This is a genomic window from Pseudomonas sp. SDO5532_S415, assembly GCF_054071155.1.
This window is the reverse complement of record NZ_JBSVWS010000066.1, coordinates 1-18,753: the sequence shown is the minus strand read 5'-3', so window position 1 is coordinate 18,753 and position 18,753 is coordinate 1. Positions and strand designations below refer to the sequence as shown.

Here is an 18,753-nt window from a genome sequence, read left to right as displayed (position 1 = left end):
ACCCCTGAACTTAACTCCCGCTTTCGGTACGCCGACTACTCACCTCAGCCGGCACATCATCCCCAGCCATGCGCTTGCGGAACAACGCCGCCCGCGCCAGCAGCAGCGTGGTCACCGGCACGGTAATCGCCAGCAAGATCGGAATCAACCAGGCGTGCAGCACCGGCCCGGACTTGAGTGCCGAAAAGTAGATGATCGAGGCCAGCGCCACGCACCACGCACCCAATGTCGAGGCCAGGGCCGGCGGGTGCATGCGCTGGAAATAGTCCTTCATCCGCACCAGGCCGATGGCGCCGATCAGCGCGAACAGGCTGCCGAGCACCAGCAGGATCGCCACCGGGATTTCCACCCACAACGACAGTTCAGACGTCATTCGATCACCTCGCCGCGCAGCAGGAATTTCGCCAGGGCAAACGAGCCGACGAAGCCGAACAGCGCGATCAGCAACGCCGCCTCGAAGTACGTGTCACTGGCATAGCGGATGCCCAGGGTCAGCATCATCAGCATGGCGATGATGTACAGGTAGTCCAGCGCCAGAACCCGGTCCTGGGCCGACGGCCCCTTGAACAGGCGCACCAGGGTCAGGATCATCGCCACGGAAAACAGGAACAGGCTCAGCATGATCGCATTCGACAACAGGGTGCTCATTCGAATATCTCCATCAACGGGCGCTCGTACGTCGCCTTGAAGTGCTCGATGAACGGCGCTTCGTCGTCCAGATCGAAGACGTGCAGCAACAGAATGCTGCGGTCCAGCGCCAGCTCCGACCAGACCGTACCCGGCACCACGGTGCAGATCATCGACAGCGTCGCCAGCCCGTTGGCGTCGCGCAGGTCCAGCGGCACCTTGATAAACCGCGAGCGCGGTGGACGGCGGCCGGCGTTGAGCACGCCCCAGGCCACGGCCAGGTTGGACACCACAACATCGCGACCCACCACCAGGAACAGGCGCAGGATCACCCCCGGGCGGCGAATGCGAACCGGCAGCGGGCGCAATTTGCGCATCATCAAGGGTGCGCAGAAACCCAGCACGGCGCCCAACAGCAAGTTGCCGGGGCTCATCGACAGGTTCAGCACCAACCACAATAACCACAGGGCCAGCGACAGCCACGGCGCGGGAAACAGACGCTTCATGGTTGTACCTCCAGCAGCGCAGCCCGGGCCTGCGGGTTTGGAACGACCCGGGTGCCGAGCACGGCCGCCACGTACTGTTGCGGGTTGTTCAAGGCATCGGCGGCGGCCTGGGTGTAGCGCAACAGCGGTTCTGCCTTGAAGGTCAGTGCAATGCTCAAGCCCAGCAGGGCGAAGATCGGCACGCATTCCAGGCGACGCAGCACCGGCGACGGCCGTTCTGTCGGTGTCCAGAAACGCTGGATGCCCAGCCGCGAAAAAGCCACCAGCGAGGCCAGGCCGGAGAGGATCAGCAACGCCAGCAAGCCCCACGCGGCATTGGAGATCGGCGCGTCACTGCCATTGCCCAGGCCCAGTGGATTGAGCAGGGCGCTGAGCAACCCGAGTTTGCCGATGAAGCCGGAGAGCGGCGGCATGCCGACGATCAACAGTGCGCAGGCAATGAAGCTCAAGCCGAGGAACGCCATGGTCCAGGGAATCACCTGGCCGACCACGGCTTTCTGATCATCGTCGAGGTTGACGCCCTTGGCCGGATGCAACGATTCCAACGGTCTTGGCAGCATCTCGTTTTCATCCTCCAGCGGGATTTCGTTGGCCGAGCGCGAACGCTCGATCAACTCGGCCAGCAGGAACAGCGCACTCAAGGCCAGGGTCGAGCTGACCATATAGAACAGCGCCGCGCCGATCAGGTTGGGCTGGGCGAAACCGATGGCCGACAGCAGAATCCCCGCCGACACCAGAATGCTCAGGCTGGCCATGCGTTCCAGGCGTTGCGCGGCGAGAATCGCCACGGCCGCGCAGACGATGGTTGCCATGCCGCCGTAGATCAGCCAGTCACCGCCGTAGTACGCCGACGCCCCGGCCTGGCCGGAAAACAGCAGGGTCCACAGGCGCAAAAAGGTATAGACGCCGACCTTGGTCATGATCGCGAACATGGCCGCCACCGGCGCGCTCGCCGAGGAATACGCCGGCACCAGCCAGAAGTTCAGCGGCCACATCCCGGCCTTGGCCAGGAACGCCACGGCCAGAATGCCCGCGCCGGCGTGCAGCAGCCCGCGATCGGCCTCCGATACCAAGGGGATCTTCTGTGCCAGGTCGGCCATGTTCAGGGTGCCGGTGACACCGTAGATCAACGCCGCACCGATCAGGAACAGGGTCGAAGCCAGCAGGTTGATCGAGATGTAATGCAGCCCCGACGACACCCGCGCCCGACCCGAACCGTGCAGCATCAATCCGTAGGACGCGGCCAGCAGCACTTCGAAGAACACGAACAGGTTGAACAGGTCCGCGGTCAGGAAGGCGCCATACAGGCCCATCAACTGAATCTGGAACAGCGCGTGGAAGCTCGAACCGGCACTGTCCCAGCGCGCCATGGCGAATAGCAGGGCACTGACGCCGATGATCCCGGTCAGCACCAGCATCAGCGCCGACAGACGATCGACCACCAGCACCAGGCCGAACGGCACTGGCCAGTTGCCCGGCAGGTACACGCCGATGGAACCGGGCACGCCGGTGGTTTGCGTCCATTGCAGCAGCAACAGCGAAATGCCCAGCCCCATCAGGCTGGAGAACAGGTTGATTTTGGCTTTGAGCGGACGGTGTTTTTCGCCGAGCATCAGCATGATGGCGGCGGTCAACAGCGGCAGCAGGATCGGTGCCGCGATCAAGTGCGTCATCGCATTCATTCTTTAGGCTCCCGGCCATCCACATGGTCGGTGCCGGTCAGGCCCCGGGAGGCCAGCAAGACCACCAGAAACAGCGCGGTCATGGCGAAGCTGATGACGATCGCGGTCAGCACCAGCGCCTGCGGCAGCGGGTCGGTGTAATGCAGCAGGTCCTGCGGCACGCCGTCCTTGATGATCGGCTCCTTGCCGATGAACAGGCTGCCCATGCTGAAGATGAACAGGTTGACGCCATAGGACAGCAGGCACAGACCCATGACCACCTGGAATGTCCGTGGCCGCAGGATCAGCCAGACGCCGGACGCGGCCAGTGCGCCGATGGCGATTGCGATGACTTCTTCCATCAGACGGCCTCCTTGATGGCGAGGGGTTTGGGTTGGGCGGCGGTCTTGTGACCCCGGACCGATTGGTGGGCGAGGGCGGTGAGGATCAGCAGCGTCGAACCGACCACCACCGAGTACACGCCGACGTCGAAGAACAGCGCGCTGGCCAGGTGGATGTCGCCCAGCAACGGCAAGTGGAAATGCCAGGTGTGGGTGGTCAGGAACGGATAGCCGACCACCATCGCACCGACGCCGGTGACCGTGGCGAACACCAGGCCGGTGCTCATCCAGCGCAACGGTCGCAGGCTTATCTGCGCCTCGACCCACTGGGTGCCGGCCACCATGTATTGCAGGATGAACGCCACCGACATCACCAGCCCCGCGACGAAACCGCCGCCGGGTTGGTTATGGCCGCGCATGAACAGGTAGAACGACACCACCAGGGCAATCGGCAACAGCAGGCGCACCAGCACCGCCGGGACCATCATGAAACCCAGCGCGGTATCGCTGGCGTGACGCGGGTTGACCAGGTCGGTGACCACGTCGGGCGCCAGCAAGCGCTGCTGGGCCGGCAACTGCATGCTTTCTTTCGGCGGGCGGAAACGGCGCAACAGGGCGAATACGGTAAGCGCCACCGCCGCCAGCACGGTGATTTCGCCGAGGGTGTCGAAGCCGCGGAAGTCCACCAGCATCACGTTGACCACGTTGCTGCCACCGCCTTCGGGCAGGGCACGGCTCAGGTAAAAGGAGGAAATGTCGTTCGGCGTCTGGCGCGTCAGCATCGCGTAGGACAGCAACGCCATGCCGCCGCCGACCACGGTCGACAGCAGCAAGTCGCGGATCCGCCGGATACGAGCCTTGCGCAGGCTGCTCGGCAATGGCGAGACCTCTTCGATCCGTCGCGGCAGCCAGCGCAATCCCAGCAGGATCAGGATCGTGGTCACCACTTCGACCACCAGTTGCGTCAGGGCCAGGTCCGGCGCCGAGAACCAGACGAAGGTCACGCAGGTCATCAGGCCGCAGACGCTGACCATGGTCAGGGCGGCGAGACGGTGGTACTTGGCCTGCCAGGCGGCACCCAGGGCGCAGGCAATCGCCAACAGCCACAGGATGACAAACACGATCGAGCCCGGAATTTTCGGCCGGTCGCCCCAGCTCAAATGGCTGTGCAGCATCGGGATCAGCCCGGCCAGCACGGCGGCGAGCACCATCAGGAACAGTTGGGTTTGCAGGCGCCGGGTGCTGATCCGCCGCTCCAGGCGTCGGGCCAGGTGCATCTTGATCACCAGGCTGCGCTCGAACAGACGCTTGCCGTTGAAGCGGCCAATCAGCGGCGGGTAGTGGAAGCGCCCGCGCTTGAGTTGTTTACGCAGCAGCAGGTACAGCACGATGCCGCCGGACATGGCGATCAGGCTCATGATCATCGGCGCGTTCAAACCGTGCCAGATTGCCAGGCTGTACTCCGGCAACGTGCCGCCCACCACCGGCAGCGCGGCAGCGGCGAGCAAGGGGCCGACCACTTGTGCCGGGAAAATCCCCACCACCAGGCACGCGAATACCAGCAATTCGACCGGGGCGCGCATCCAGCGCGGCGGCTCGTGCGGGGTGTGGGGCAGGTCGGTGGCAGTCGGGCCGAAAAACACATCCACAGTGAAGCGCAGGGAATAGGCGACGCTGAAGGTGCCGGCGATGGTTGCAACGATTGGCAAGGTCGCTTCGATCCAGGCCGTGGCGTTGATGAACACGGTTTCGGCGAAGAACATCTCTTTGGACAGAAAGCCGTTGAGCAACGGCACGCCAGCCATCGAGGCGCTGGCGACCATGGCCAGAGTGGCGGTGAACGGAATCAGCTTGAACAGGCCATTGAGCCGGCGAATGTCGCGGGTGCCGCTTTCGTGGTCGATGATTCCGGCGGCCATGAACAGCGAGGCCTTGAACGTGGCGTGATTGAGAATGTGGAACACCGCGGCCACCGCTGCCAGCGGACTGTTGAGGCCCAGCAGCAGGGTGATCAGGCCCAGGTGACTGATCGTCGAGTAGGCCAGCAGGCCCTTGAGGTCGTTCTGGAACATCGCGCAATAGGCGCCCAGCAACAGGGTGCAAGCCCCGGCGCCGCTGACGATGTAGAACCATTCTTCGCTGCCCGACAGCGACGGCCACAGCCGCGCCAGCAGGAATACCCCGGCTTTTACCATGGTCGCCGAGTGCAGATAGGCCGAGACCGGTGTCGGCGCGGCCATGGCGTGGGGCAGCCAGAAATGGAAGGGGAATTGTGCGCTTTTGCTCAGCGCGCCGATCAGGATCAGGGGCAGCAGGATGGGGTAGAGGGCGTGTGCGCGAATCAGGTCGCCGGCGGCCAGGACCTTGTCCAGGTCATAGCTGCCCACCACATGGCCAAGCAGCATGACCCCCGCCAGCAGGCACAACCCGCCGGCCCCGGTGACCATCAGCGCCATGTAGGCGCCGCGCCGGGCATCGGAGCGGTGGTGCCAGTAGCCGATCAACAGGAACGAGAAGAGGCTGGTCAGCTCCCAGAAAAACACGATCTGGATCAGGTTGCCGGAGATCACCAGCCCGAGCATGGCGCCCATGAACGCCAGGAAGAACGCGAAGAAGCGCGGCACCGGATCGTCCGGCGACATGTAGTAGCGGGCGTACAGCGACACCAGCGTGCCGATACCCAGCACCAGCATCGAGAACAGCCAGGCAAAGCCGTCCATGCGCAGGACGAAGTTCACGCCCAGGCTCGGCAGCCAGAAGAACTCTTCGCGGATCACGCCGCCATCGGCGATTTGCGGGTACAGGAGGGCGACCTGGACGGTGCCGACCAGGGCAACCAGGCCCGCCAGGAGGGATTCGGTATTACGCGCGTTGTGTGGCAGCACGGCTGCCAGACAGCTGCCTAAAAAAGGCAGAAGCAGTAGAACTATCAGGGACATAGGCTTCTAATCTGCGGAAGTTTGTGAAGCATCATACGTGCCAGCTCCCGGATCACCAAACGCCAAGCTGTCGCAGAATCCTACAAGGTAGACGGAAAATCCTTGTTTAACATTGTTTCAAAGGGCTGTGTTCAGCGGGTCCGGCCCCTTCGCGAGCAGGCTCGCTCCCACAGGGGAACGCATTCCAACTGTGGGAGTGAGCCTGCTCGCGAATGCGATCTGCCTGACACAACAGAACCGGCGGTTTAACCTTGAGTTTCGCGCTCCAGTTCTTCCTCCGTCGCGGCAACCTTACCCTTGGTCTTCAACTCACTGACAATCACCGCCGCCACGATCAATCCCGCCCCCACCAACGCAATCGCCGGCAACCGCTCCCCGGCAATGCGCCCGACAATCCCGGCCCACACCGGCTCGCCGGCATAGATCAGGGTCGCGCGGGTTGGCGAGACGCTTTTCTGCGCCCAGTTCATCGCCACCTGGATCGCCGCACTGGCCGCGCCCAACCCCAGCGCACTGCACAACAGCAACCAGGAGAAGTCAGGAATGTGCTCCTGAGTCGGCACCACCATCAGGAACGACAGCAGCGACGTGACCGCCAGTTGCACCACCGTCACCCGTTTCACATCGACCTGACCGGCAAAGTTGCTGATCAGGATGATCTCTGCGGCAATGGCGATGGCGCTGATCAGTGTGGCGATTTCACCGGGGCTGAAATTCAACGCCGCGCCGGAAGGCCCCGACAGCAGCATCAAACCGGTAAACGCCAGCATGATCCCGATGCTGGGCATCAAGCCCGGACGACGCCCCAGCACCAGCCATTGCAGCAACGGCACAAAAGGCACGTACAACGCGGTGATGAACGCTGACTGGCTGCTGGGAATGCTTTGCAGGCCGACGGTCTGCAAGCCGTAGCCGAGCATGATCGCCACGCCGATAAAGGCCCCGGCCTTGAGTTCGAACAAGGTCAGTTCCCGCAGGCTGCGCCAGGAAAACAGGGCGACGATGCTCGCGGCAGCGGCAAAGCGCAGGCCGACGAAAAACATCGGGCCGCTGACGGTCATCGCATGCTGGACCAGCAGAAAGGTCCCGCCCCAGACCATGGTGATCAACACCAGCACGCACTCAGCCTTGCTGAGCCGCAGGAAACGGGAGGAAGCCTGGGGGGAGTTCACCGACGTCATGATCTTGCACACTATTTGAGGGGGACGCACAATGCGCCCGAAGTTGGGCAGTATACTGCGCAACACCACCAAGTGAGCAATATAGTGCACAAAGATTCCACGCAACGGGCTTCGGTCCTTCAGCACGTCAGCCAGAACGTTCGCCGTTTGCGCCATGCCGCCGATATGAGCCAGACCGCCCTGGCGGAGAAGTCCGGGGTCAGCCGCCGCATGCTGGTGGCCATCGAGGCCGGCGAAAAGAACGTCAGCCTGACCACCCTCGACCGCGTGGCCGAGGCGCTGGACGTAGCCTTCAGCGACCTGATCCAGGCCCCGGAAGTGCGCGACCACAGCCGCATCAACGAACTGGCCTGGGCCGGCACGATCCCCGGCAGCAAGGCGGTATTGCTGGCCAAGGCCAACGCGACCCGGGAAGTCGAACTCTGGGAATGGCGCCTCGAACCCGGCGAGCACTACCCTTCGGAGCCTGATGCCGATGGCTGGAGCGAACAGTTTTATGTCTTCGAAGGCTGCCTGACCCTGATGGTCGGCGACGTGCCCCACCGCATCAGCGCCGGCGAGTTCTTCATGTTCGCCAGCAACCAGCCGCATTCCTATCGCAACGATGGGCCGGTGGCGGTGCGCTTTGTGCGCAACGTGGTGATCTGAAGTGTTGGTCGATCAACACTGGATAAACACTTTGCTGTTCTAGACCTGTAAGGCTTTCTTGAATGATTCGCTAACTATCTGATAAATAACGAATTAAATTTCAGGCACGACTCCTGCAAAAGCTCTGGTGCATTCACCCAGAACCCGGAGTCGGCCCATGACAACCCAGCCCAATCCACCCGCACTGCCCATGTGATCCGCTCGGATGCGGAAGCGATTGCCGTCGCCCACAAGCTGGCGGCGCGCTTCGCCGTCGACGCCAGCTTGCGAGATCGCGAGCGCCGATTGCCGGTCGACGAGCTTGACGAGTTCTCCGCCAGCGGCCTCTGGGGTATCACCATTGCGAAGGCTTACGGCGGCGCCGGAGTGTCGTATGTGACCGTCGCCGAAGTGATCAAGATCATTTCCGCCGCCGACTCGTCCCTCGGCCAGATCCCGCAAAACCACCTGGGTGTGCTCGACATCCTCCTGCAGACCGCCACCGAGGAGCAGAAGCAGTACTACTTCGGCAAAGTCTTGCAGGGGTACCGTTTTGGTAATGCCTTCTCCGAATCGAAAAGCAAAAACGCCGGGGCTTTCGAAACCCGCATCCGCTTCAACGACGGCACCGCGCAAATCGACGGCGAGAAGTTCTACTGCACCGGTGCCTTGTTTGCGCACATCGTGCCGGCGGTGGCGGTCAATGAACACAACCAGGCGTTCATTGCCTTCATCGAGCGCGACAACCCCGGTTTGACCGTGATCGACAGCTGGGACGGTTTCGGCCAACGCACCACCGCCAGCGGCGGCGTGACCCTGAACGCGGTCCGGGTTCCGCTCAGTGCGGTAATCCCGGCGCACAAGGCCTTTGATGAGCCGACCGCCGACGGCCCGATCTCGCAAATCATCCAGGCCGCCGTAGACACCGGCATTGCCGTCGGTGCCCTGGAAGAAACCAAGCGCTACGCCCGTGAAGCGCGGCCATGGATCGACAGTCAGCAGGATCACGGGTGGCAGGACCCGTTCAGCATCGCTGCCATCGGCGATCTGGAATGGCGGGTCCACGGCACCGAAGCAATCCTGAAAAAGGCCGGCCAGGCCATCGACGCTGCGTTGCAAGAGGCCAATGAAGACACCGTGGCCCATGCCTCGGTGGTGGTGGCCCAGGCCAAGGTCTTGTCTGCCGAGATCGCTTTGCTCGCCAGCAGCAAGCTGTTCGAACTGGCCGGCACCCGCTCGGTGTCGGGCAAGTACAACCTCGACCGCCACTGGCGCAACGCCCGGACTCACACCCTGCACGACCCCGCGCGCTGGAAATTCCATCTGATCGGTAACTACCTGCTCAACGGCGTGAAGCCCGCGCGCCACGCCTGGAACTGAGGAGCTCCCCATGAACGCCTTGACCCAACCCATAGCCGCCGGACAGCCCCTGGCGAAAAGTCAGCACGACTTGCACAACGCCCGCAGTTTGCTCGATGCGACCCTGCGGTTCGTTCGCCAGCACACTCAGGCCACGGATGACCCTTACGTGATCAGCCGTTTCGGCGACTTGCAGATCCGCGTCGAGGTGGCCGCCGCGCTGCTGGAGCGCGCCGAAGCATTTCTGGCCGGTCAGCAGGACGATATTGAAACCAGCATCGCCATCGCCGAATCCCATCTGGCCAGCTTTGATGCCCTGAGCACCGTCAGTGACGCCGAATTCGAACTCACCGGCCAGCGCACCGCGTTGCCCGGTTCGCTGGACGATCCGCTGCGCTGGAAACTTCACTTGATCGGCAACTTCCGCCTCAACGGCATTCATCCGCCCATTTTTCCTGCCTCTGTAAAGGGAGCCATTTGATGGCCCGTGAAATTCGTCTCAACGCTTTTGACATGAACTGCGTCGGCCACCAGTCGCCGGGGCTGTGGGCGCATCCACGGGATCGCTCGTGGCAATACAAGGATCTGGAGTATTGGACTGATCTGGCGAAGATCCTTGAACGGGGCAAGTTCGACGGTTTGTTCATCGCCGATGTGCTGGGTATCTACGACGTCTACAACGGCAATGGCGATGCGGCGATTCGTCAGGCGGCGCAGGTGCCGGTCAACGATCCGCTGCAATTGATCCCGCCGATGGCGCTGGTCACCGAGCATTTGGGATTTGGCCTGACCGCGTCGCTGTCGTTCGAGCATCCGTACCCGTTCGCCCGGCGCCTGTCGACCCTTGACCACCTGACCAAGGGCCGTGCCGGCTGGAACATCGTCACTTCCTACCTCGAGAGCGGCGCGAAGAACCTCGGGCAGAAAACCCAGACCGAACACGATGCCCGTTACGACTTCGCCGAGGAGTACCTGGAGGTTTGCTACAAGCTGTGGGAAGGCAGCTGGGAAGAGGGTGCAATCCTGCGCGACCGTGAACGTCGGGTGTTCAGCGACCCGAGCAAAATCCATGAGATCCGGCACCTCGGCAAGCACTTCCAGGTGCCGGGCATTCACCTGTGCGAACCCTCGCCGCAACGCACCCCGGTACTCTACCAGGCCGGTGCGTCGAGCCGAGGCAAGCAGTTCGCCGCCGAACATGCCGAGTGCGTATTCGTCGCTGCGCCGTCGAAAGTGCTGTTGAAGAAGACCGTCGCGGACATCCGTCGTCGCGCGGCAGAGGCCGGGCGCGATCCGTCGAAGATCCTGATCTTCAACCTGCAAACGGTGATCCTCGGCGAGACCGATGCCAAGGCGAAAGCCAAGTTCGAGGAATACAAGACCTGGGTCAGCTACGAAGGCGCCATGGCGTTGATCTCGGGCTGGACAGGGATCGATTTCAGCCAGTTCAAGCCGGATGAGCCGCTCAAGCATGTGCATACCAATGCCATTCAGTCGGCGGTCGAGGCGTTCTCCACAGCGGATCCGAACAAGGTCTGGACGCCTAACGAACTGGCGGACTGGGTGGGCATCGGCGGTTTCGGCCCGTTGTTTGTCGGCAGCCCGGAAACCGTCGCGGATCTGTTGCAGGAATGGGTTGAGGAGACCGATGTGGACGGCTTCAACCTGGCCTACGCACTGACCCACGAAACCTTCATCGATGCCGTGGAACTGCTGGTGCCGGAGTTGCAGAAGCGCGGGGTGTACAAGACCGAATATGCACCGGGGACCTTGCGCGAGAAGTTGTTCGGGGAAGGGGCGAGATTGCCCCAGATACATCCGGGCAGTGGCTATCGCGATCTGGCGGGGTTGCGGCAGCAGGAGAAGAAAGCGGTGTCTGCCTGAATCCAGCACATGCCCCCGTGGGAGCGAGCCTGCTCGCGAAGGCGGTGTAGCGGTCAATGAAGATGTTGAAAGTGAGGCCTCTTCGCGAGCGGGCTCGCTCCCACAGGGGCGCGCAGTCATTCACAGGTTTGGCGTCTATCGCCATTGATTGTGGGAGCGAGCCTGCTCGCGAAAGCGGTGTGTCAGTCAGTGAAGATGTTGAATGTGATGGCCTCTTCGCGAGCGGGCTCGCTCCCACAATGCATAGATCACAGCCCAGCGGACCACCGCACGCTTTTGCCCATGAACAGGAGGTCAATCCATGAGCGTGCACGAACTCAAGCGTCCGCCGGTGGCGGATATCAGGGTATGGCAGGTCAGCGCGCCCAGGGCGCTGGAGCAGTTGCGTCATTGGGCGCAGGTCAGTCCGTTGCAACCGGCCTTGCGCCACAAGCGCCACGGGCAATGGTTTGTCTGGCGCTGGATCGATGCCTTGCGTGATGTCGAGCGCCTGGCCGATGGTTTGCGTCAGCAGGGTTTCGGCGAGGATTCGCGCCTGGCCGTCAGCGGTCCCTTTGAGCCCAACCTGTTGCTGCTGGCCCTGGCGGCACAACAGGTAGGCGGTGAGTTGTTGGCCGTCGCAGACGATCTCGACGCGCCAGCGTTGCACCACGTCCTGTGGCACAGCCAGCCCACCCATGCCTTTGTCCAGGGGCGGCAAACACAGCAACTCTGGCTCAACCACGGTCAGTCACTGCTCGATTTCGCCGGGCTGCTTGGGTCTGCCGAACCCCCGCAACGCCTGCGCCTCGGCCTCTCTGGCGGGCAGTTGTGGAGCGAGGAGGGTACGCAGTGGCAGGACGGCCTGACAGTGTTGCTGGAGCACTGGCTGAGCAGTGGGCAAACCCTGGCCTTCCCGGAAAGCCCCGGCAGCGCCAGTCGTGATCGTCGCGAAGTGGCGCCGTCGGGCCTGCTGCTTTCCGCCGAGCGCCTGCAACGGCTGGCGGCGGAAATCGACAGCCGTCTCGCCGCGCCGGGCACCTGGCGTCGACGCCTGTGCGACTGGGCCATCGCCCATCCGGAAAAAGGCCTGCAGCGGCTGATCAAGAACCGCGTTCGTCGATTGCTGGGCTTTCACAACCTGCGGTTCATCTGGCAGGCCACGCGCACGGCACCGGCGCAAACCACGCCTGTCTGGCTCGCCGAATTCAAACGGGACATCGCATGACATCCACCGATTCCATCCTGCAAGTCAGCGGCATTTCCCTGTCCTTCAAAGGCGTCAAGGCGATCAACGAACTGTCCTTCGATGTCCGTCGGGGCGAGATCTGCGCGCTGATCGGCCCCAACGGCGCGGGCAAGAGTTCGTTGCTCAATGTACTCAATGGCGTGTATCGCTTCGACGCTGGTTCGATTGTCTTCGAGCAACAGCCCTTCAAGCGCATCGACCCGCTGACCGCCGCGCGCCGGGGCATTGGCCGCACGTTTCAGAACAACGCGCTGTTCAAAAAAATGAGCGTGATCGACAACCTCCTCACCGGCCTGTCGCGGCACTCGCGCAGCCACTTCATCGAACAGGCCCTCAACCTGCCCCGGGCACGGCGTGAAGCCGAACAGTTTCGCCGCCAGGCCCAGGGCATTCTCGAATTCCTCGACCTGCAAGCCCAGCGCGATGTGCCGGTGGGCAACCTGTCCTATGGTCTGCAAAAACGGGTTGAGCTGGGGCGCGCCCTGATTGCCGGCCCCAGCCTGTTGCTGCTCGATGAACCCATGGCCGGGATGAACGCCGAAGAGAAACAGGACATGGCCCGCTTCATCGCCGACATCAATCGCGATCTCGGCACGACGGTGGTGTTGATCGAGCACGACATGGGCGTGGTCATGGAGCTGTCCGATCACGTTGTCGTGCTGGATTACGGACGCAAGGTCGGCGACGGCACGCCCGCCCAAGTGCAGGCCAATCCCGAGGTGATCGCGGCGTATCTGGGAGTGGTGCACTGATGACCTTCTTCTTTGAAACCCTGCTCGGCGGGTTGCTCGCCGGCACCATGTACTCGCTGGTCGCCATCGGCTTCGTGCTGATCTACAAGGCCAGCGGTGTGTTCAATTTCGCCCAGGGCGCGATGCTGCTGTTTGCCGCGCTGACCTTCGTCAGCCTGCACGATCAGGGCGTGCCCTTTGTCCTGGCGCTGTTGCTGACGGTGCTGGTGATGATCATCGGCGCACTGCTGATCGAACGGCTGGTGCTGCGGCCCCTGGTCAATCGCTCGCAGATCACCCTGTTCATGGCGACCCTCGGCTTGTCGTTCATCATCGAAGGCCTCGCTCAGGGCCTGATGGGCTCGCAGGTGCGGGCTTTGGACCTGGGGATCGACGACGTGCCGCTGTTCATCGGCGGCATGATGGTCAGCCAGTTCGACCTTTTCGCCGCCTCGGCCGCCCTTGTGCTGGTCACGGTGCTGGCGCTGCTGTTCAACAAGACCCGCATCGGTATCTCGCTGCGGGCGGTGGCGGATGACACCACCGCTGCGCTGTCGATCGGCATCAACCTCAACCGGATCTGGCAGATCGTGTGGGCGGTGGCCGGGGTGGTCGGGCTGGTCGCCGGCCTGCTGTGGGGTGCGCGGCAAGGGGTGCAGTTTTCCCTGTCGCTGGTGGTGCTCAAGGCCTTGCCGGTGTTGATCATCGGCGGCTTCACCTCGATTGGCGGGGCCATTGTCGGCGGGCTGATCGTCGGTGCGGCGGAGAACCTCGCCGAGGTCTACATCGGCCCGTTGATCGGCGGCGGCATCACGCCGTGGTTCGCCTACGTCCTGGCCCTGGCCTTCCTTTACCTGCGTCCCGCCGGCCTGTTCGGCGAGCGCGCCATCGAGCGAGTCTGAACCCATGTCGATTTCCCTGACCCGTGAAATCGCGCCGGCGGTGTTGCTTCAGCGTCGCATCCCCTACGGTCTGGTTGGTCTGTTGCTGATCGCCTTTGTGGTGGTGCCGCTGACCGGTAATGACTATTGGCTCAACGCCATTCTGATTCCATTCCTGGTGCTGTCCCTGGCCGGACTTGGCCTGAACCTGCTCACCGGCTACACCGGCCAGACCTCGGTCGGCGCGGCCGGGTTCATGGCGGTCGGGGCGTTTGCCACCTACGGTTTTCTCTTGCGTCTGCCTGAGTCGGGATTGCCGGTGGCGTTGTTCGGCGGTGGTCTGATCAGCGCCGTGGTCGGCTTCGTGTTCGGCCTGCCCAGTTCGCGGATCAAGGGTTTTTACCTGATGGTCACCACCCTGGCGGCGCAGTTTTTCCTCGAGTGGCTGTTCGTCAAATTCCCCTGGTTCTACAACTACGGTTCCTCCGGGACCATTACCGCGCCGAACCTGGCCTTGTTCGGCCATGACCTCAACACGCCGGTGGGACGCTATCTGCTGACGCTGACGACGGTGTTGCTGTTGACCTGGGTCGCGGTGAACCTGGTGAAAAGCCAGATCGGCCGCAACTGGATGGCGATCCGCGACATGGACACCGCAGCCGCCGTGATCGGCATTCCTGTGGCGCGCTACAAGCATCTGGCGTTTGCCGTCAGTTCGTTCTACCTGGGCATTGCCGGTGCCCTGTGGGCCTTCGCCTATCTGGGCACCGCCAGTGCCAGCAGCTTCGATATCAATCGGTCGTTCCAGATCCTGTTCATCATCATTATCGGCGGCATGGGCAGCATCGCCGGCAACTTCGTCGGCGCGGCCTTCATCAGCCTGCTGCCGATCCTGCTCAGCCATGCCGGGCAAGCCTTGCTCGGCGGCGCGGTGGATGCCGGCCAGCTGCAAAACCTGCAAAAAATCATCTTCGGCGTGCTGATCATCCTGTTCCTGATCAAGGAGCCGGAAGGCTTGATCCGCCTGCTGGGCAACCTTCGTGAGCGGCTGAGGCACTGGCCGCTGCGTTTCTGAATCCATCGACTGATTAGAGAGACAACATGCGTGCATCCTTGAAACGTTCACTGGTCGGCGCTGCGTTGGCGCTGGCGGTTTTCGGCAGTGCAGTGCCACAGGTGTCAGCTTCGCCGGACCAGCAGTTCTTCCCGTTGGCCACTTACCGGGTCGGCGCCTACGCCTCCAGCGGTGTGCAGGTGTGGGCCGGGATGATCGATTACCTGAACTACATCAACGAGGTGGAAGGCGGGATCAACGGCGTGAAACTGGTCTGGCAGGAATGCGAGACCGAGTGGACGGCGGAGAAGGGCATCGAGTGCTACGAGCGCTTCAAGAAGGGCCTGGATGGCGCGCCGGTAGCGGTCTATCAACCCAACGGTGCACCGGCGGCCTATGCCTTGAGCGAACGGGCGGAGGTGGACAAGATCCCGTTGATTACCCTCGGCTACGGCCGCACCGAAGCCACCGACGGCACGGTATTCCCGTACAACTTCCCGGTGATGCTGACCTTCTACAGCGAGGCGTCGAGCCTGATCAACTACATCGCCCAGCGCGAAGGCGGGTTCGACAAACTCAAGGGCAAGAAAATCGCCACGGTCTACCACGACTCGGCCTACGGTCGCGAAACCCTCGGCCCGCTGAAGCTGCTGGCGGAGAAATACGGTTTCGAGAACATCCAGATCCCGGTGGCCGATCCAGGCAACGAACAGTCGGCGCAATGGCGACAGATCCGTCAGCTCAACCCGGAGTGGGTGTTCCTGCGCACCTGGGGTGTGTCGACGCCGGTGGCGGTCAAGACTGCGGCGCGTTTCGGTTTCCCGGTGGATCACATTGTCGGCGACATCTGGGCCAGTTCCAGCGAGGACGTATTGCCCGCGGGCGCCGCTGCCAAGGGCTATCTGGCACTGACCCCGTACCCGGCCGGCACTGACTTCGAGATCCACAAACGCCTCAAGCAATACATCCTCGACAAGGGCAAGAGCGACCTCAAGGACCTGAAGAATTTCGGCAGCGTCTATTACAACTCCGGACTGGTAAACGCCGCTGTGGCGGTGGAAGCGATCCGCACCGCCCAGGGCAAGTTCGGCAAGCGTCCGCTCAATGGTGAGGAAGGGCGCTGGGGGCTGGAACACTTGAACATCGACGATGCGCGGCTCAAGGACATGGGCTACTTCGGTTTGATGCAGAACCTCAAGTTGTCCTGCAAGGACCACGAGGGCGGCGGTTCGGTGCGGGTTCAGCAGTGGGACGGCGCCAACTGGACGCTGATCAGCGACTGGATCGCCGCCGACCGTGCGCTGCTGCGGCCGTTGATCGATGAAAAATCCGCGGCCTTCGCCAAGGAAAAAGGCCTGACGCCACGCACCTGCACCGGGGATGAATAAGCCATGAGCCAAGCCGCTAGTGACATCGCCGCCAATGACCTGCTGCATGTCAACGACATCGAGGTGATCTACGACGGGGCGATCCTGGCCGTGGCCGGGGTGTCGCTGACGGTGCCCAAGGGCGGCATCGTCGCCTTGCTCGGGGCCAATGGCGCAGGCAAAAGCACCACCCTCAAGGCCATCTCCGGACTGGTGCGCGCCGAGCGGGCCGAGGTCAGTCGCGGCAGCATCGAGTTTCTCGGCCGCGATACCGCCGGGGTCGATCCGAGCGTGCGGGTACGCCAAGGAATGGTGCATGTGCTGGAAGGACGACACGTCTTCGCGCAATTGACGGTGGAGGACAACCTGCGCAGCGGCGGGTTTGTCCGGGGCCTGAGCCGGCAGGACATGGCCCGGGACCTGGAACGGATCTACGCCTGGTTCCCGCGGCTGAAAACCAAGCGCAAGACCCAGGCCGGGCTGACCTCCGGCGGCGAACAGCAGATGGTCGCCATCGGCCGGGCGCTGATGACACGTCCTACTTTGGTACTGCTCGATGAACCTTCCATGGGTTTGGCGCCTATTATCGTCCAGGAGATTTTCGAGATCATCGCCCAGCTCAATCGCGAGGCGCAGGTGAGCTTCCTGATTGCCGAGCAAAACATTAATGTGGCGCTCAAGTACGCATCCCGCGCCTTTGTCCTCGACACCGGGCGGGTGGTGTTGTCGGGCAGCAGCGAGGCATTGCTGGCCCGGGGCGATCTGCATGACTTCTATCTAGGATCAGTGAGAACGGCATGAGTGAAATCCAGAACGGACAGGCGACCGACGCCATCCGTCACGCAGACGTACTGATCGTTGGCGGTGGCCTCAGTGGCACGATGCTGGCGGCGCAATTGTTGCGTCTGCCCGGCAAGCGCTCGGTGCTGGTGATCGAGCCCCGCGCCGAACTCGGCCGTGGCGAGGCCTACAGCGCCGTGGAGTTGGGCCATACGCTCAACGGCAATGCGGCACGCATGAGCGTCGACCCGGACAACGCCGACGACCTGACGCAGTGGCTGACCGACTACATCGCCGCCGGTGGCTGGCCGGAATCGGATGAGCAACATGTGCCGGTCAGTGAGCTGTTTCTACCCCGGGGGATTTTCGGCCTGTACGTGCAGCAGCGTCTGACAGAAGCGCAAGCGGTGGGGGCGCGCAACGGTTCGACGGTCGAACATGTGCGGGCCGAGGTGGTGGACCTGCAAACCGACGCGCAGGCGGTGCGGTTGACCTTGAGCGACGGTCAACGCTTGCAGGGCGCGTTTGCCGTGCTCGCCACCGGCATGTTTCCCGCCGCGCGCACGCCGCAAACCGAGTCCAGCGGCTTGAATGCGGCGGCGCTCGATCCGTGGGATGTGACGGCGATGCAGCAGCTGGATCCGCAGTCGACGGTATTGATCATCGGCTCGGGGCTGACCATGGTCGATGCCGTGGTGTCGCTGGAACAGGCCGGACATCGCGGGCCGATCGAGGTGTTTTCCCGGCACGGCTTACTGCCCCATGTGCGACGGCAACCACCGGCCTGGGCGGATTTTCTCGCTGAAGATCACAGCATTCGCACGCCGCGACAGCTGTTGCGCGAACTGCGCCGACATTGCCGCGACGCCATCGCCCAGGGCATCGACTGGCAGGCGCCGCTGGACACGGTGCGGGCGCATATCGGCCGCTTGTGGAACCAGGCCACCGACGTGCAGCGCCGGCAATTCGTGCGGCATGTGCGACCCTGGTGGGAGAGTCATCACCATCGCTCGCCACCCTTGAGCGCCGAATTGGTGGCGCGCCTGCACGGGGAAGGGCGGTTGCGGATTCACGCAGCGTCATTCAAAGGGCTTGAGCCTGCTTCTGGCGGTGAAGTGAGCATTCGCATCCGGCGTCGGGGTGAAGCTGAAACCGTTGTGGTCAGTGGCGCGGCGCTGATCAACTCCAGCGGCATTGAATACGACTGGCGTCGGGTTGCGCGGCCGCTGCCACAGCAGTTGCTGGCGCGCGGTTTGATCAAGCCGGGGCCGTTGGCGTTGGGGATTGCGGCAGAGGTGGATGGCGCGGTGCTGGATGAAGAGGGGCGGGCGGCGAGTCGGCTGTTTGCCATGGGGCCGCCGTTGCGTGGGGTTTGGTGGGAGAGTACGGCTGTTACTGATGTGGCGAGTCAGGCCAAGGCGTTGGCGGCGCGATTGGTTGGGTTGTCCTTTTGATTTGAATTGAGTACATATCCATTTCTTAGGTGATGGCGGCTTGCGGTTTCGTCTGCACGGACCTGTGGGAGCGAGCCTGCTCGCGAAGGGGCCGTGTCAGCCGCTATCAATGGCAACTGCGAGACCGCCTCCC

General features: G+C 63.0%; 18 protein-coding genes. 11 read left to right on the top strand and 7 right to left on the bottom strand.

The window, feature by feature from the left end:
• Positions 1–10: 10 nt before the first annotated feature.
• The 7 genes from ACW9HW_RS16075 to ACW9HW_RS16045 all read right to left on the bottom strand — a co-directional run bounded on the left by ACW9HW_RS16075 (position 11) and on the right by ACW9HW_RS16045 (position 7,345).
• Positions 11–373 carry a Na+/H+ antiporter subunit G gene (locus tag ACW9HW_RS16075; protein WP_137806860.1) on the bottom strand — a complete coding sequence of 121 codons (363 nt, stop codon included), beginning with the start codon at positions 371–373 and terminating at the stop codon, positions 11–13.
• The gene (locus tag ACW9HW_RS16070; RefSeq protein ID WP_095196027.1) at positions 370–648 is read right to left on the bottom strand and encodes a K+/H+ antiporter subunit F; all 279 of its coding nucleotides are present in this window, start codon (positions 646–648) and stop codon (positions 370–372) included. Before ACW9HW_RS16070 ends, ACW9HW_RS16075 begins: the two co-directional genes overlap by 4 nt.
• The gene (locus ACW9HW_RS16065) at positions 645–1,133 is read right to left on the bottom strand and encodes a Na+/H+ antiporter subunit E (RefSeq protein ID WP_095196028.1); all 489 of its coding nucleotides are present in this window, start codon (positions 1,131–1,133) and stop codon (positions 645–647) included. Before ACW9HW_RS16065 ends, ACW9HW_RS16070 begins: the two co-directional genes overlap by 4 nt.
• The gene (locus ACW9HW_RS16060; protein ID WP_095196029.1) at positions 1,130–2,815 is read right to left on the bottom strand and encodes a monovalent cation/H+ antiporter subunit D; all 1,686 of its coding nucleotides are present in this window, start codon (positions 2,813–2,815) and stop codon (positions 1,130–1,132) included. The genes ACW9HW_RS16065 and ACW9HW_RS16060 overlap by 4 nt, the downstream gene beginning before the upstream one ends.
• Positions 2,812–3,156 carry a Na+/H+ antiporter subunit C gene (locus ACW9HW_RS16055; protein ID WP_095196030.1) on the bottom strand — a complete coding sequence of 115 codons (345 nt, stop codon included), beginning with the start codon at positions 3,154–3,156 and terminating at the stop codon, positions 2,812–2,814. Before ACW9HW_RS16055 ends, ACW9HW_RS16060 begins: the two co-directional genes overlap by 4 nt.
• A complete protein-coding gene (locus ACW9HW_RS16050) occupies positions 3,156–6,074 on the bottom strand; it encodes a monovalent cation/H+ antiporter subunit A (protein ID WP_457400749.1) in 2,919 nt (972 codons plus the stop codon). The genes ACW9HW_RS16055 and ACW9HW_RS16050 overlap by 1 nt, the downstream gene beginning before the upstream one ends.
• Before the next feature lie 245 nt (positions 6,075–6,319).
• A complete protein-coding gene (locus ACW9HW_RS16045) occupies positions 6,320–7,345 on the bottom strand; it encodes a DMT family transporter (protein WP_457400747.1) in 1,026 nt (341 codons plus the stop codon).
• On the opposite strand from ACW9HW_RS16045, the gene ACW9HW_RS16040 reads away from it, so the two are divergent.
• The 11 genes from ACW9HW_RS16040 (at position 7,340) to ACW9HW_RS15990 (ending at position 18,620) form a co-directional block, all read left to right on the top strand.
• A complete protein-coding gene (locus tag ACW9HW_RS16040; protein ID WP_095196033.1) occupies positions 7,340–7,903 on the top strand; it encodes a helix-turn-helix domain-containing protein in 564 nt (187 codons plus the stop codon). The genes ACW9HW_RS16045 and ACW9HW_RS16040 overlap by 6 nt on opposite strands.
• Before the next feature lie 192 nt (positions 7,904–8,095).
• Positions 8,096–9,262, top strand: a complete 1,167-nt coding sequence (locus tag ACW9HW_RS16035) for an SfnB family sulfur acquisition oxidoreductase (protein WP_457400745.1) — start codon at positions 8,096–8,098, stop codon at positions 9,260–9,262.
• Positions 9,263–9,272: 10 nt separating this feature from the next.
• Positions 9,273–9,722 (top strand): acyl-CoA dehydrogenase, encoded by a 450-nt coding sequence (locus ACW9HW_RS16030; protein WP_095196035.1) that lies wholly within the window; start codon positions 9,273–9,275, stop codon positions 9,720–9,722.
• The gene (locus tag ACW9HW_RS16025) at positions 9,722–11,125 is read left to right on the top strand and encodes an LLM class flavin-dependent oxidoreductase (RefSeq protein ID WP_095196036.1); all 1,404 of its coding nucleotides are present in this window, start codon (positions 9,722–9,724) and stop codon (positions 11,123–11,125) included. The genes ACW9HW_RS16030 and ACW9HW_RS16025 overlap by 1 nt, the downstream gene beginning before the upstream one ends.
• A gap of 301 nt (positions 11,126–11,426) precedes the next feature.
• Positions 11,427–12,332 (top strand): AMP-binding protein, encoded by a 906-nt coding sequence (locus tag ACW9HW_RS16020; RefSeq protein ID WP_457400741.1) that lies wholly within the window; start codon positions 11,427–11,429, stop codon positions 12,330–12,332.
• Positions 12,329–13,105 (top strand): ABC transporter ATP-binding protein, encoded by a 777-nt coding sequence (locus tag ACW9HW_RS16015; RefSeq protein WP_457400740.1) that lies wholly within the window; start codon positions 12,329–12,331, stop codon positions 13,103–13,105. Before ACW9HW_RS16020 ends, ACW9HW_RS16015 begins: the two co-directional genes overlap by 4 nt.
• Positions 13,105–13,986 (top strand): branched-chain amino acid ABC transporter permease, encoded by an 882-nt coding sequence (locus ACW9HW_RS16010; RefSeq protein ID WP_457400739.1) that lies wholly within the window; start codon positions 13,105–13,107, stop codon positions 13,984–13,986. Before ACW9HW_RS16015 ends, ACW9HW_RS16010 begins: the two co-directional genes overlap by 1 nt.
• Before the next feature lie 4 nt (positions 13,987–13,990).
• Positions 13,991–15,040 carry a branched-chain amino acid ABC transporter permease gene (locus ACW9HW_RS16005; RefSeq protein WP_457400737.1) on the top strand — a complete coding sequence of 350 codons (1,050 nt, stop codon included), beginning with the start codon at positions 13,991–13,993 and terminating at the stop codon, positions 15,038–15,040.
• 26 nt (positions 15,041–15,066) lie between these two features.
• Positions 15,067–16,407 carry an ABC transporter substrate-binding protein gene (locus tag ACW9HW_RS16000; RefSeq protein ID WP_457400735.1) on the top strand — a complete coding sequence of 447 codons (1,341 nt, stop codon included), beginning with the start codon at positions 15,067–15,069 and terminating at the stop codon, positions 16,405–16,407.
• Positions 16,408–16,410: 3 nt separating this feature from the next.
• Positions 16,411–17,187 carry an ABC transporter ATP-binding protein gene (locus ACW9HW_RS15995; protein WP_095196043.1) on the top strand — a complete coding sequence of 259 codons (777 nt, stop codon included), beginning with the start codon at positions 16,411–16,413 and terminating at the stop codon, positions 17,185–17,187.
• A complete protein-coding gene (locus ACW9HW_RS15990) occupies positions 17,184–18,620 on the top strand; it encodes an FAD/NAD(P)-binding protein (protein ID WP_457400733.1) in 1,437 nt (478 codons plus the stop codon). The genes ACW9HW_RS15995 and ACW9HW_RS15990 overlap by 4 nt, the downstream gene beginning before the upstream one ends.
• The last annotated feature ends 133 nt before the right edge of the window (positions 18,621–18,753 follow it).